13 protein-coding genes and 2 pseudogenes are annotated in these 13,429 nt (G+C 68.9%); 5 read left to right on the forward strand and 10 right to left on the reverse strand.

The annotated features are described in order from the left end of the window. Positions 1-2: 2 nt before the first annotated feature. From IQ220_RS07340 to IQ220_RS07355, 4 genes and pseudogenes are all read right to left on the reverse strand, one after another. On the reverse strand, positions 3-2,393 hold the full coding sequence (locus tag IQ220_RS07340) for a CsoS2 family carboxysome shell protein (RefSeq protein ID WP_193914041.1): 2,391 nt from the start codon (positions 2,391-2,393) through the stop codon (positions 3-5). A gap of 136 nt (positions 2,394-2,529) precedes the next feature. Continuing rightward, complete coding sequence (locus IQ220_RS07345) at positions 2,530-2,871, reverse strand: ribulose bisphosphate carboxylase small subunit (protein WP_193815429.1); 342 nt, start codon at positions 2,869-2,871, stop codon at positions 2,530-2,532. 94 nt (positions 2,872-2,965) lie between these two features. After that, a pseudogene (locus IQ220_RS07350) lies at positions 2,966-4,377 on the reverse strand (form I ribulose bisphosphate carboxylase large subunit). A 62-nt stretch (positions 4,378-4,439) separates the two neighbouring features. Next, the gene (locus IQ220_RS07355) at positions 4,440-4,754 is read right to left on the reverse strand and encodes a BMC domain-containing protein (RefSeq protein WP_006909739.1); all 315 of its coding nucleotides are present in this window, start codon (positions 4,752-4,754) and stop codon (positions 4,440-4,442) included. Between the two features lie 466 nt (positions 4,755-5,220). Between IQ220_RS07355 and IQ220_RS07360 the strand changes: the two genes are divergently transcribed. After that, positions 5,221-5,799 (forward strand): non-canonical purine NTP pyrophosphatase, encoded by a 579-nt coding sequence (locus IQ220_RS07360; protein WP_193914043.1) that lies wholly within the window; start codon positions 5,221-5,223, stop codon positions 5,797-5,799. An 11-nt stretch (positions 5,800-5,810) separates the two neighbouring features. Here IQ220_RS07360 and IQ220_RS07365 read toward each other — a convergent pair whose 3' ends face one another. Continuing rightward, entirely contained in the window at positions 5,811-6,557 is a 747-nt protein-coding gene (locus tag IQ220_RS07365; protein ID WP_186700500.1) for a BMC domain-containing protein, read from the reverse strand. Positions 6,558-6,851: 294 nt separating this feature from the next. Between IQ220_RS07365 and IQ220_RS07370 the strand changes: the two genes are divergently transcribed. Continuing rightward, the gene (locus IQ220_RS07370; RefSeq protein ID WP_370566375.1) at positions 6,852-7,394 is read left to right on the forward strand and encodes a hypothetical protein; all 543 of its coding nucleotides are present in this window, start codon (positions 6,852-6,854) and stop codon (positions 7,392-7,394) included. Here IQ220_RS07370 and IQ220_RS07375 read toward each other — a convergent pair. The 3 genes from IQ220_RS07375 to psaM all read right to left on the reverse strand — a co-directional run bounded on the left by IQ220_RS07375 (position 7,359) and on the right by psaM (position 9,186). Continuing rightward, positions 7,359-8,396, reverse strand: a complete 1,038-nt coding sequence (locus IQ220_RS07375; protein ID WP_193914045.1) for a protochlorophyllide reductase — start codon at positions 8,394-8,396, stop codon at positions 7,359-7,361. The genes IQ220_RS07370 and IQ220_RS07375 overlap by 36 nt on opposite strands. Before the next feature lie 39 nt (positions 8,397-8,435). Next, a complete protein-coding gene (locus IQ220_RS07380; protein ID WP_228008973.1) occupies positions 8,436-8,738 on the reverse strand; it encodes a hypothetical protein in 303 nt (100 codons plus the stop codon). Between the two features lie 343 nt (positions 8,739-9,081). Further along, complete coding sequence (gene psaM, locus IQ220_RS07385; RefSeq protein WP_186696626.1) at positions 9,082-9,186, reverse strand: photosystem I reaction center subunit XII; 105 nt, start codon at positions 9,184-9,186, stop codon at positions 9,082-9,084. 88 nt (positions 9,187-9,274) lie between these two features. Here psaM and IQ220_RS07390 point away from each other — a divergent pair, with 88 nt between their 5' ends. Next, positions 9,275-9,805, forward strand: a complete 531-nt coding sequence (locus tag IQ220_RS07390) for a CRR6 family NdhI maturation factor (protein WP_186696625.1) — start codon at positions 9,275-9,277, stop codon at positions 9,803-9,805. Here IQ220_RS07390 and IQ220_RS07395 read toward each other — a convergent pair. Beyond that, positions 9,802-10,569 carry a sulfite exporter TauE/SafE family protein gene (locus IQ220_RS07395; protein ID WP_225875572.1) on the reverse strand — a complete coding sequence of 256 codons (768 nt, stop codon included), beginning with the start codon at positions 10,567-10,569 and terminating at the stop codon, positions 9,802-9,804. The two genes, IQ220_RS07390 and IQ220_RS07395, sit on opposite strands and share 4 nt — an antisense overlap. Positions 10,570-10,578: 9 nt before the next feature. On the opposite strand from IQ220_RS07395, the gene IQ220_RS07400 reads away from it, so the two are divergent. Beyond that, a complete protein-coding gene (locus IQ220_RS07400; protein WP_228008974.1) occupies positions 10,579-11,364 on the forward strand; it encodes a lipoate--protein ligase family protein in 786 nt (261 codons plus the stop codon). Here IQ220_RS07400 and IQ220_RS07405 read toward each other — a convergent pair. Then, positions 11,344-12,599 (reverse strand): annotated as a pseudogene (locus IQ220_RS07405) (site-2 protease family protein). The gene IQ220_RS07400 and the pseudogene IQ220_RS07405 overlap by 21 nt on opposite strands. 114 nt (positions 12,600-12,713) lie before the next feature. On the opposite strand from IQ220_RS07405, the gene IQ220_RS07410 reads away from it, so the two are divergent. Beyond that, the gene (locus tag IQ220_RS07410) at positions 12,714-13,373 is read left to right on the forward strand and encodes a phosphoribosylanthranilate isomerase (protein ID WP_186696622.1); all 660 of its coding nucleotides are present in this window, start codon (positions 12,714-12,716) and stop codon (positions 13,371-13,373) included. Positions 13,374-13,429: the final 56 nt, after the last annotated feature.

Genomic DNA, 13,429 nt, shown 5'->3' on the forward strand with positions numbered 1-13,429 from the left:
AATCAGCCGCGGGCCCCACCGGAAACCGTGATCAGGGATCCGGCCTGGGTGTTGCCGCTGGAGCCGGTCACCAGGCTCACCGGTTCGGGCACCGCGTCGTTGCGCTTGGGCTGGGCACCGGGCATGGCGCTCATCGGGCCCACGCGGGTGGGGTTGCGGCGGCGGGCGGAACGGCCTTCCGTTCCCGTCACATGCTCGCCCCGATCCCAGTCGTCGCCAGTGATCTTGAGGCCTGCGGAGATGCCTTCACCGGTGACCCTGGAGGTGGGGCGCACGTCCTGGTCCACGCTCACAGGGGCCGGCGAGACCTGGATCGGCCCGCGGGAGAGCTGGGGGCCCTTGCGATCAAAGCGAAACTGTTCGGTGCCGGTGACCTGTCCGGCGGCCAGGTCAAAAGGGCCGGTGATGCGGCCTCCCTGTTCGTAGGCGTTGCCGGTGACACCGCCGGCCTGCTGGCGCGCCGTCTGGGCGGCGCGGGCCGGTGACTGAACGCTGAACCGTTGCCAGGGGGCTGTTTCGAGGGGCTGGGGGTAGTCGGCATCCTGGCCACTGGCGGCACCACAGGCTGCCGCCAGCTGGTCACCCCCCACGTAGGGGGTGCCGGTGATGGGTTCACAGGCGCCTCGCTCGGCGCCGGTCATCACGCCGCCGATGCCGGGCTGGATCCCACTCATGCGGCTGGAGCCGCGCACCGGGGTGCGTTGACGGATCTCGCGCACGGCGGGCGTTGCGCAGTAGTCGGAGGCCTGCTCCAGGCCGGCGTAGGGGGTGCCGGTCACCGACTTGCAGGTTCCGGGTTCATCGCCGGTGACCTTGTCGCTGCGGCCGGTGCGGGTGCCGCTCACCACCTGAGCGCGGTTGGTCACGCTGAAACCCACCTTGGGGGCTTCAGGTTCAGGAACCGAGCCGCAGAAGGCGGCGTATTGCTGGCTGCCCACGTATTCATCGCCGGTGACCAGGCGGCAGCTGCCGGGTTCATCGCCGGTGACCCGCTGGCCCCGGCCCACGTGGGTGCCGGTCACGTTGGTGCCCCGCAGGGTGTGAAGCGAGTCCACCTTGGTGGGGGCCCGACCCGGAGCCGGCGGCTCGGCACCGAGGTACTGGTCACCCGTGAGCTGCAGGCCGGAGCCGGGTTCATCGCCGGTGACCCGCTCGGAGCGGCCCACCATCACCCCAGAAACGGGTTGACCGCCGAGGGTCTGGCTCTTGCCCACCTTGCGGGGGCTGGCTTGGCTTGTGCCGCAGTAGGAGGCCATCTGGTTGGCCGACACGTACTCGGTGCCGGTGACCAGCTTGCAGGTGCCAGGTTCATCGCCGGTGACCTTTTCAGAGCGGCCCACCTCGTTGCCGGTGACCCGATTGCCGTGGCTGGTGTCCGTTAGGCGCACCTTGGCCGGTTGACGGCTGGGAGCGTCGCTCTGACAGAACGTCTGGAACACCTCGGCCCCCAGATACTCCGTGCCGGTGATGGCACGGCAGGTGGCGGCCTCGTTGCCCGTGGTCTTGGGCGAGCGGTTGGCCTGGGTGCCGGTCACCACCTGGCCGGAGGTGGTTTCACTCATGCCCACCTTCCAGTGGGCATCGGCCGTGGCGGCCTGCTGGGCGCCATGGCGGTTGGGGCCGCAGGGGCGGGTGCCACCGCTGCGGCAGGAGCCGGCACTGCCCACCTTGGCCTTGAGTTCGCGCACCTTCTGGGCCAGTTCGCGGGTGCTGATGTCTGGATTGCCCTGGCGGGCCAGGGTGGCAGCGGTGCTGCTGGTGGGGGCGTTGGCGGACTTGCCGCGCTTGGAGAGGGCCTCCCGTCTGGCCAGCACGAGGGCCCGGCTGGGGTTGTGCTGGGCCTGGGCGCGCTTCATGGTGCGGCGCTCGGCGGATCCGCCGCTGCCGGAGCCGAGGCGTGAGCTCGACAGGCTGAGATTGAGGGAGGAACGGCTGCTGGGAGCGCTGCTGGTGGCGCTGGCCGCAGCGATGGGACTGGCCTCGGGGGCGCTGCCGCTGGAGGCGCTGGTGCCTCGGCTCACCGTCAGCCCCAGGTCCGTTCGGGTGCGATCGCGGGACGTGCTGGCCCGCTTGCCCTTCTGGGTGAGGGCCTGGCGGCGGGCCAGCGCCAGCTCGCGGCTGTGGTTGAGAACCCTTCTGCCGGGGTTGCTGCGTGGGGCCTCAGGGGCACTGAGGGAAAGACTCGGACGGCTGGCAGCAGCTCTGGGGCTGGCAGCGCTCTGACGCTCTGGCGCCACCGGGGCTGCGGTCTCGATCGAGCGGGCCTGCCGCAGGTCCTCGACGGTGCGCACCCGACTCGGGCTGGAGATGAATCTCCCGGCAGCCTTCTTGCCGCCCGTGGTGAGGGCCCGGCGGCGCTCGAGTGCTGCTTCCCGACTGGATGTGCTGGCCATGTCCGCCCGTCGTGTTGAGATCGCTGTGAATAGGCCTTCGGGGCCTGAATCTTCAGCCGCCGGCGCCGCCGACGGAAAGAGGCGACGGTTGCAGGTGGTGCTGCAACCGTCTGGGGTCTGTCAAAGGCAGCTGCAATCAGCGGCCTTCGAACACCACGAAGCAGGAGCCCTGGCTCTGGATGTAGGCGTCGTAGCCCACAAGACGCACGTGGTGGTCGGGGTAGGCCCGGTGGCAGGCCTCGAGCTCGCTGACGATCACGCCCAGATCCTTCTCGCCGAAGAAGGGCAGCTTCCAGTACGACCAGTAGGTGACCATGGAGCGGCTGGGGTGAACGTGCTCGATCAGGGGGCTCCAACCCTGGGCAATGATGTAGGCGATCTGGTCGTAGATCTCGTCCTGGGTCATCGGCGGGAGGAAGCCGAAGGTCTCCAGGGTGGCGACTGTTTGATAGTCACCCACGGTGCTCTTGAAGGGCATGGGGATCCTGTTGCGGATGGGATGAATGGATGCGGTTCTGGATCACCGGAGGAGCAGGGGGGTGAACCCACCGGCTCCTGCCGTCATGGGGTGATCAGTTGACGTCGAGCTTGTCGACGGTGTCGAACTCGAACTTGATCTCCTTCCAGGTTTCGAGAGCGATGGCCAGCTCGGGGCTGTGCTTGGCGGCCTCCATGAGGATGTCGCGGCTTTCCTTCTCGATTTCCCGACCGGCGTTGCGTGCTTTGACGCAGGCTTCGAGGGCGACCCGGTTGCCGCGGCGCCAGCGGCCGAACCCCAGGGGTGACCGTGGGTGCCACCACCGAACTGGAGCACGGAGTCGTCGCCGAAGATGGCCACCAGGGCCGGCATGTGCCACACGTGGATACCGCCTGAGGCGACGGCGAACACGCCGGGCATGGAGGCCCAGTCCTGGTCGAAGAAGTTGCCGCGGCTGCGGTCTTCGGGCACGAACGACTCGCGCAGCTGATCGATGAAGCCGAGGGTGGTCTGGCGATCGCCCTCGAGCTTGCCCACCACGGTGCCGGTGTGGAGCTGGTCACCACCGGAGAGACGCAGGCACTTGGCCAGCACCCGGAAGTGGATGCCGTGCTTGGGGTGACGGTCGATCACCGCGTGCATGGCTCGGTGGATGTGAAGCAGCATGCCGTTCCTGCGGCACCACTTCGCCAGGCCGGTGTTGGCCGTGAAGCCACCGGTGATGTAGTCGTGCATCACGATCGGTTGCCCGAGTTCCTTGGCGAACTCGGCCCGCTCATACATCTCCTCAGGAGTTGCGGCGGTGCAGTTGAGGTAGTGCCCCTTCTTCTCGCCGGTTTCTTCCTGGGCGAGTTGCACGGCCTCGGCCACGAACTCGAAGCGGTTCTGCCAGCGCTGGAACGGCTGGGAGTTGATGTTCTCGTCGTCCTTGGTGAAGTCGAGACCACCACGCAGACATTCGTACACCACCCGGCCGTAGTTCTTGCCGCTCAGGCCGAGTTTCGGCTTGATCGTGCAACCCAGCAGAGGACGGCCGTACTTGTTCATCCGGTCGCGCTCGACCTGGATGCCGTTCGGCGGACCCATGCAGGTCTTGATGAAGGCCAGGGGGAAGCGGATGTCCTCCAGGCGCAGGTGGCGCAGGGCCTTGAAGCCGAACACGTTGCCGACCAGGGAGGTCAGCACGTTGGTGACGGACCCTTCTTCGAACAGGTCGAGGGGGTAGGCGATGAAGGCGTAGAAGGCCTCCTTGTCGCCGGGCACGTCTTCGATGCGGTAGCAGCGGCCTTTGTAGAAGTCGAGGTCGGTGAGGAGCTCAGACCACACCGCTGACCAGGTGCCGGTGGAGGATTCAGCGGCCACGGCGGCAGCCACCTCTTCCTTGGGAACACCTTCCTGGCCGGTGCACTTGAAGCAGGCCAGCAGGTCGGTGTCGAGGGGGACGTAATCAGGAGTCCAATACGTGTCGCGGTACTCCTTAACGCCTGACTCGTACTTCTTGCTCATGGAGATTCTCCGGTTGGGTCGGTTAAGGGAATGACGAAAGAACGCCTCAGGCGCTCAGGGCCTCAGTCCTTGGAACCCACGAAACCGGCGCTGCCGCTCAGGGCAGGCTCCACTTCGCGGTGGGGGCGAGCAATGATGTGGGCGGCCACCAGGCCGTCGCCCACGCGCTCACAGGCGTCAGCCCCGGCGCGCACAGCAGCGTTGACAGCGCCGGTCTCGCCGCGCACCATCACGGTCACGTAGCCGCCGCCGACGAACTCGCGGGCGATGAGACGCACTTCGGCGGCCTTGGTCATGGCATCAGCCGCTTCAATGGCGGGCACCAGACCGCGGGTTTCAATCATGCCGAGGGCGATGCCCATGGTTTCGTTAGCCATTACCTGCTCCTTATGGAGGGGGTGGAATGTTCGCTCGCAACCATGGTCCGCCGCCAAACCCTCCGTCAAGCAAAAGGCCCTGGTTGGGTGATCACCGTTTGGGTCATTACTGATAAGCGACTCTGATTGATCGCATACATTTCGTTAGCTTCTGCTTGCCGGCCCAGTCATGGCCTGCTGTTTGGGGCTTTCGCTCCGCCCTGTTCCAGCGGCCCACCGGCGTGTGGGGCCCGGCCTGCCCGATCCGGCATCACAGCCGAAAGCCTGAACATTCAGCACTTATGCCTAGCGTGAGCGGGGGCCGGAATCCTTCTGGGTTTGCCAGGGGTGGAATGTTCAAGCCATCCGGTCCCACCCCTTTCGCTCACCCCCTGACGCCAACGCTCCACGACCCTGCCAAGAGTGGGCCTGCAGGGCGGATGCTGCGGGCCTGCTGCAACACTGGCCTCCGCGGCATCAACCCTTCTTGCCCTCCCTGGTGATCGCCAGCGGCAATCCGCACAAGCTGGCGGAAATTGCCGCCATGCTTGAGCCCCTCAACGTGCTGGTCTCGCCCCAGCCCCGCGACCTGGAGGTGGAAGAGACGGGGCAGACCTACGCCGAGAACGCCCGCCTGAAAGCCGAGGCCGCGGCTCGGCGCACCGGCAGCTGGGCTCTGGGCGACGACTCGGGTCTGGAGGTGGATGCCCTCGCAGGAGCTCCGGGCCTCTATTCCGCCCGCTACGCCCCCAGCGACCCCGAGCGGGTGGCGCGCCTGTTGCGGGAGCTCGGCGATACGCCCTACCGGGCAGCGCGCTTCTGCACGGCCATGGCCCTGGCCAATCCCGCCGGTAAGACCGTGCTGGAGGCCGAGGGCCTCTGCCATGGCCAGGTGCTGACCAGGGCCGATGGCGAGGGGCCGGGCTATGCACCGATCTTCTTCGTGCGCGAGGCCGCCAGCAGCTACGCCCGCATGGGGGAGCATCTGCGCCGTCGCCTGGGCAGTCGCGGCAAGGCGGCTCGCCAGTTGGCCCCCGGGCTGATCGCCCTGATGGGCCTCAGCTGAGTGGGCGGGGCTCAGCCCCGGCCGCGGGCTGAACCCTTGGCGGTGGTGTTGATGTGGTGGATGGCGTGCATGGCGGCGGCGGCGGCCTCCTCCACGTCACCTTCGCGGCCGGCCAGGGTGAGACGCCCGAAGGCACCCACCGCCTTCACGTCCACCACGGTGATGTTGGAGGCCTTCTCGGCCTCATTGGCGGCGATCAGCACATAGCCGGCCGGCTCCGTTTCCAGGATGAACATGCTCATGCCGGCCTGGATCATCGAGCCGCGCCGGTTCTGACGGTTGATCAGCACGGCATGGTCGGGGGTGATGGCGCGGATGATCTCCGTCCAGCTCACCTCGCAGCGGCTGCGCTGCTCCACGGTGTTGCCGATCGCCTCCAGCACCACATCGCCGGAGTGCAGCACATTGCTCTGGTCGCGGTGGTAGAGCGCCAGGGAGCCGAAAGCCCGCTCCACGATCATCTGGCCCAGCCGCACCGTGCTGGCCTTCAGGGCGATGTCGGTGACCCGGTGCACGGCCATGCCAGGGGATACCTCCAACCAGAGGCAGGCGTCGCCCGGGATGGGCAGGAAGCCCTGGCTCACGGTGCCCATGTAGGCCGCCAGCTGGGGCTGCAGGGAGTCGAGGAACACGTAGGTGCGCAGCTCGATCGACTGCACCTGGCTGTCCAGGCGGGCCAGCCTCGAGCCCTCGCTGTCGGTGGTGATCACACAGCTGGCGCCGTCGGAGTCCGGGCGCACCACGGTGCCGGTGATCAGCGGCCCGGCACCCTCACTCCGGGCCGGGGCCTGGCGCAGGGAACGACGCTGCCTTGAGGCCCGATCATCTGGAGTGCGCGGGCTCGGGGGCATGGGGCGGCGGACAACCTCGGTCGGCGGGGCGGCAGGCGAGAGCGGGACCGAACATGGCACAGGCAACCGTTCGGCTCGAACGCTGTCCCGAGGTTTCCTGGTCTTGGGGGACTTTACCTGTCGCTGCGGCAGCGGGCGTCGGGGTGGCCCTTGCCCCCCGGCGGGAAGCCGATACCGTCCGCACAAGCTGAACCATCCGCCATGGCCACCAAGCGCAGTGCCGCCAGTTCCGCCACATCGAGGCCGGCCCAGGCCGATCCGATGCCCGACTCCTCCGCTGGCAGCACGCTCCCCGACTGGATCGCTGCCGCTTCAGCCCAGGGAGTGAAGCCCGAGCAGGCCCTCGCCCTGATCGGCCTCGGCTTGATGCAGAAGATGGCCGCTGCCGGTGAGGAGATCGCCTGGGCCTGGAATGAGCCCGAAGACGGCGGCACGGCGGATCTGATCAGCCTGCGCCAGCGCCTGGAGATGGTGAACCTGGCCCTGCAGACCGGTGCCCCGCTCAGCACCGCTGAAGTGAGTGCCCTGCTGGGCGCCCGCCCCGGATCTGCCGTGGTGGAGCGGGGCGGCCTGCGGGCGCGCCGGTTGAGCGCAATGTGTGGAAGCTCAGCCGCCTGGAGTCGCCCCCCGCCAGCTTCAACGACGGTTTCCGGCGACGCCTCTGACCACAAGCCCTCTGACCACAACCCCTCTGACGGCAACCCCGTCTCAGGCGCTGACGGAGGCGGCGCTGCCCTCAGGTAACGGGTCTGGCTCTGAGCTCGGGGCCTCTGGATCGAGGGCCACCAGCTTCAGGGAGTACTCCCAGGTCTTGCGGGCGGTGTCGGGGTTGCTGGCCTTGTCGGAGAGTTCCTGGCTGAACTGCTTGCCGCCGCTCTTCTGCCGGTTCCCCCAGCTCCAGTGGACGCCCGATAGGGCGAAGTCGGGATCGGCCACCACCTGAGCCACCCGTTCCCCGGCCAGGGCCTGGGTGACGTAGCCACCGGTGATCTTTTTCTGGAACCAGGGGAAGATCTTCTGAAACAGCCTGGGCGTGTTGCGGAACAGCGGCGTGTCGGCGACGCAGCCTGGATAGAGAGAGCTGAACACGATGCCGGTGTCGGCATGGAGACGGCGATGCAGCTCCTGGGTGGTGATCATGTTGCAGAGCTTGCTGTCCTTGTAGGCCTTGCCAGGCTTGAAGGCCTTGCCGCTGGCCATGGCGATCGGGCTCTTGAAGCCGGCGGCGAAGCCTGAGAGGTCGCCCAGGTCGGCGGGAGCGGGGATCGGAATCTTGCCGCCCAGCTCCTTGGAATTGGCCGTCACGGTGCCCAGAATCACCACCCGCCGGGAGGGATGGCTGGAGCGCTGCAGTTCGCTCAGCAGCAGCTGAATCAACAGAAAGTGGCCCAGATGGTTGGTGGCCATCGAGAGTTCGTAGCCCTGGGGAGAGCGCTCCGGTTGCTTCAGCCGCGGCTTGTACACCGCCGCGTTGATCACCAGGGCGTCGAGGGGCAGGCCCAGGGAAGACACCAGCGTCTCGACGCCGGCGCGCACGCTGTCGAGATCGCCGAGGTCAATGCGCAGATGGTGGAGGCGGTCGGAGGGCAGTCCCAGCGACTCGGCCGCCGCCGCTGCCCGGATCGGGTCGCGGTTGGCGGTCACCACCGTCCAGCCCCGATCGAGCAGAGCTTTGGCGGCGTTGAGACCGACTCCCGAGGTGGTGCCGGTGATCAGGACCGTTCCTGGGGTCTGGGCAGCAGCCATGGAAGGGGAGAGGAACTGGCGCCCAACCTAAGGACAGGGTCAGGGTTTGCTCGGGCCCGATCCGGCCTGCTCAACAGAAGGAAACGGGGCCTGCTTCCACACCACCCGCAGGCGATCGGGGGCGATCCACTGGCTCTGTTCGCGCAGCAGGCGCTGCTCCCCTTCAGTGGTGAACAGCTGGTCAAAGCGCTCGCGGGCCTTGGTGAGCTTGGCCTTCTCGATCTGCAGCACGGCCGAGAGCTCTCCCTGGCGCTCCATCCGCTCCTGGTAGGCCATGGCCAGCCTCACCAGGCTCACCCCGGCCACGATGGCCAGGGCCGCCTTGATGGTGAGCCCCACCACGCTGCAGACCAGCTCGCGCCGCTCCAGCGACAGGGTGCTGGCGGCAGAGAGGGCGAGGGCGGAACCGGCAGGCGCCGCCTGGGAGACAGGAGTCAGGGCTGCTGGGTCAGAGAGGATTGGGTCAGTGAGCGTTGGGTCAGTGAGCGTTGGGTCGGAGCCAGACGGTTTCTGGGCCGGGGAGCCTGGGGTCGCTCGCTGCCGCAGGGCACTCTGCTGGCGGGGTGCACTGACGGGCCCGCTCAGGCGTGGGACTGCTGGGGGCCGCAGCGGGGGTGCCAAGGCAGAAGCCTCAAGGAGTGCTTCATGCTTCTAACGGGTTCAGGCCCCCTTGCCAAGGGTTGGTTCAGGCCTTGTAGAGGCTGAAGCAGAGCCGCACGGCCAGAACTCCGGCGTGGGCCGCCACCACCAGGGCGATCAGAATCTCGGCTTGATTGAGAGCGGAGACCATGGCAGTAGGGGCAATCGGATGACTCCACCATTGTTTGGCCTGATCTCGCTACGGTCCAGCCGCAGGCGCCTTGCTGTCACAGCTCTTGATGCCCCCCCCTCCCCCGGTTGCTCCTCCCCAGCCCGGCCCTGTCCAGGTGGATCCCGAGGCGATCAGGACCCTGGACCTGAGCCCCCTGAGCGCCTGGATCGCCCTGCCGCCGGAGCAGCTGGTTCGGCTGGGCGGCACCCTCAGCCTCAGCCTGGAGTGGCCCCGCCAGGCTGACGACCCCCGCGAACTCTCCGAGATCCCCGAGGTGAGGCTGTGGTGCCTGCGGGCCGATGCGGCTCTGCCCTGGCTGCCGCTGTTGATCGATCGCAGCAGCGGCCAGCTCACCCGCCACGTGGCCATGCTCCTGCCCCATGGCTTCAGCCGGACGGAGGGTCTGCGCTTTGCCCCTGAGGCCCTGGAGCTCTGGCTGCCCCATCGGCTGTTCCTGCTCGACACCTGGGCCCGGGGCCACGGCCTCAACTGCCGCCACGGCCTGGGGCAGATGGCGGCGGTGCTGGGTCTGGAGGTGGACCCCGCCTTCTGGCAGCCCCTGCCTCTGGCCCCTGCGTCGAGCCTCCCCCAGCCCTAGCCCCAGAGGGCCAGGGCCCGACGGCTGCTGTCGGCGGCCAGCAGCAGCGTCAGGCCCCGCAACAGCACCACGAGCAGGTGCTCGGGCAAGCGCTCCATCCGGGCTGCCGACCACTGCGCCGCCAGCGCGGCTGGGCCTCCCAGGGCCAGGCCGATCGTCCAGAGGCCCCGTCCATCGGCCACGAAGGTGGCGCTCGCTGTGGCCGCTGAGGCCAGCACGGCCAGGGTGCTGTAGCGGATGGCGAGGTGGAGGGGCACCCCCAGCCCCTGGCCGAGCAGGGGCACCATCAACAGCCCCCCGCCCACGCCCAGCAGGCCGCTGGCCAGGCCGGCCACGGCCCCCACGCTCCCCAGGGCTGCGAGGGTCGCCTGCCGCGGAGCCGCCGCTGCGGCCTGGACCGCGCGGGGCCTGATCAGCAGGGCCAGCCCCACGTAGAGGGTGGCCTGCAGGGCCAGCAACAGTGAGCCCTGCAGGCCCATGCCCAGGCGGCTGCAGAAGGCGGCGCCGAGGCTGGCACCCAGGGCGATGGCCGCCCCGCTGCGCAGGGGCAGGGTGCGGCTGCGCAGGTGCGTCCAGGTGCCGCCCAGGGTGGTGGGCACAATCGCCAGGGTGCTGGTGGCCAGGGCCTGGTGGGGCTCCAGCCCCAGCAACAGCAGCAGCGGTGAGAACACCAGCCCCCCGCCCACGCCCAGCAGGCCCGAGAGCACTCCAGCGAGCAGGCCCAGCGGCAGGAAGGGCAGCAGCTCGCTTGCTTGAGGGATCAATCTGGAGGGATGCAGTCCACGGCACCAGCATTCTCCAGTCCTGGGCGGGACGGCCCCGAGGGGGGCCGCCCCGGGCGCTGGTTGCCTGGCAGCAGCCTGGGGGGTGACTGGCAGATGGCCATCGACGCCTGGTTGCTGGCCCAGGAACGCCCCGCCTTCCGCCTCTATCGCTGGCTGCGTCCGACCCTCTCTCTGGGCCGTCATCAGCGCCGCTGGCCCGAGCACTGGCAGGAGCTCGCTGCCGCGGGCCGGATCGAGCTGGTGCGTCGCCCCAGTGGCGGCAGGGCTGTGCTCCATGGCGGTGATCTCAGCTACGCGCTGATCTGGCCCACGCCCCCGCCGAGCAAAGTGCAGGCCTACGCCGAGGCCAGCACCTGGCTGCGCCGGGCCTTCGCGCAGCTCGGCCAGCCTCTGCTGAGGGGCAACGACCGGTGCTCGCTGGCCTCGGCCAACTGCTTTGAGCTGGCCACGGCCGCCGACCTGGTGCATGCCGATGGCAGCAAGCGGATCGGCAGCGCCCAGCTCTGGCGTGGTGGCCGGCTGCTCCAGCACGGTTCGATCCAGCTCGCCCCCCCTGCCGGCCTCTGGCAGGAGCTGTTCGGCAGGCCAGCACCTTGCCTGAGGCCGCTTGCCTGCGCCGGTGCTGAGCTTGAAGCGGTGCTCCACACAGCGGCCCGGCAGTACCTGCCCTTCCCACTGGCGGAGCTCAGTCCTGAGCCGTTGCGTGCCAAGGAGCTGGCCGCAGTGGCGGAGCTGCTGGGGCTCGGCGAGGTTTCAGGTGCCGGCGTTGGCTGAGGACTGGGCCTCACCGGAGGCCACCATGCCGCGCACCACCTGGGGCAGGGCCAGGCCGAGCGGGTAGATGTTCTGCCGCCTGGCCGCTTCCAGCAGTGGTGCAGGCAGCTTCAGACCCAGTTTCTGCAGCACCGCCTCGCCCAGATCGGGGCGCTCCAGCGTGCCGCAGGGCAGCCCTGCCGGACTGAGCACGAGCAGCCTGGTGGTCTGGTCGGTTTCGAGCAGTTGCACCGCCTGCCAGAGCGGCGCCGTTTCGGGGATGGACGGCAGGCTGGACAGGGGCCTGAGATGGTCGGCGATGCGGTCGGTGTCCCAGCGCTGCACGGGAATCTCCTTGAGGGTGGCGTCGTCGATCACCCCCTGCCAGCGACCGCGCTCACACACCAGCAGCCAGTCGGCGCTGCCCACCGGACTGGGCTCGGTGAGCCGCACGCGGCTCACCTCCCGCAGGGAGGCATTGGCCTCCAGCACCCGGAAGCGGCGCGCAGCGGCCTCCTTGACCTGAAGGGTGCTGAGGGCACTCTGGAGTGCCAGCAGCTGCTGCTGGTTGCGCACGGCGCCCAGACCGAACCAGCCCAGCAGGATCAGCCAGGCTCCACCGATGCCCGCCCCCCGCAGCAGCAGCAAGGTGCCCAGGGCCATGGCCCCGAAGGCCAGAAAGCGGCCACAGGCATTGGCCACTTCACGCCGCGGCGCTGGCTGCCACTGGCCTGCCACACCAGCGCCTTGACGATCAGGCCGCCGTCCAGGGGCAGGCCGGGCAGCAGATTGAACAGGGCCAGCACCATGTTGAGGGTGCCGAGCTCCGACACCATCGCCCCCAGCCAGGGGGCCACGTGGCTGGCCGCATGGGTGGAGGCGAGCAGCGAGACCCCCAGCACCAGGCTCACGGCCGGGCCGGCCGCCGCCACCTTCAGGGCGCCCATGGCCGTGCTGCACTCCCGCTCCACACTGGCCACTCCCCCCAGCAGAAAGAGGGTGATGCTGCGCACCTTCACGCCCTCCCCCAGGGCCACAAACGAGTGGCCCAGCTCATGCAGCAGCACGGACACGAACAGCAGCAGGGCCGTGCCCAGGCCCAGACCCCAGAGGCCGGCGGCTCCAACGCTGGCACTGAGGCCAGCGCTGTACTGCTGCTGGAAGGCCGCGGTGGCCACCAGCAGGATCACAAACCAGCTCGGGTGAATCCGCAGCGGGATGCCGCGGATGCTCATCAGCTGCCAGCCCTCACCCACGGCGTTCACCCATAGCGTTCACCCACGGCGTTCGTCCCGGATACAGGCGGCGCTCCGGCGGTTGTCCCTGATCCTAGAAAGCTGCTTGCCTCCCCGCCGCCAAGACCGATGCCGATGCGGCCCACCACCCAACTCAAGATCTGTGGGCTGCGCGATCCCAGCCAGGCTGCTGCGGTGGCAGCCCTTGGGGTGGAGGCAATCGGCGTGATCGCGGTGCCGTCCTCGCCCCGTTTCGTGGCAGAGGCCAGGCGACCTGCCCTGTTCGCCGCCATCGAGGCCGTCGCTCCTGCCTGTGCCGGTGTGCTGGTGGTGGCGGACCCCGGCGAGGAGGGCCTTGCCGCGCTGCTGCCGGAGCGGGGCCACCGCATCCTGCAGCTGCATGGCCGCGAGAGTCCTGACCAGTGCAGTGCCCTGCGGCGGCGTCTGGGCTGCACGCTCTGGAAGGCCCTGCGGATCCGCTCTGGCGCCGATCTGGACCAGGCCCAGGCCTATGAAGGCCATGTGGATGCCCTGTTGCTCGATGCCTGGGTACCGGATCAGCTGGGCGGCACGGGTCATCGGATTCCCCTGGACTGGCTGGAGCGGTGGTCCAGCCCCCTGCCGTGGTGGCTGGCCGGCGGCATGGCGCCCGAACGGGTCGCCGAGGTGCTCGCCAGGGTGCGTCCCACCGGGCTGGATGCCTCGAGCGGTGTTGAGCGGGCTCCGGCAGACAAGGACCTCAACCGCGTGGCGGCCCTTGTGAGCGCCGTGCGGGGTCGCCCTGCGGCGCCTTGAGGCGGGTCGGAGCGCCACGGTCCTGTGACCCGTCAGGATTGGGGGCCCATCACGAC

This window comes from Cyanobium sp. LEGE 06113 (genome assembly GCF_015207615.1).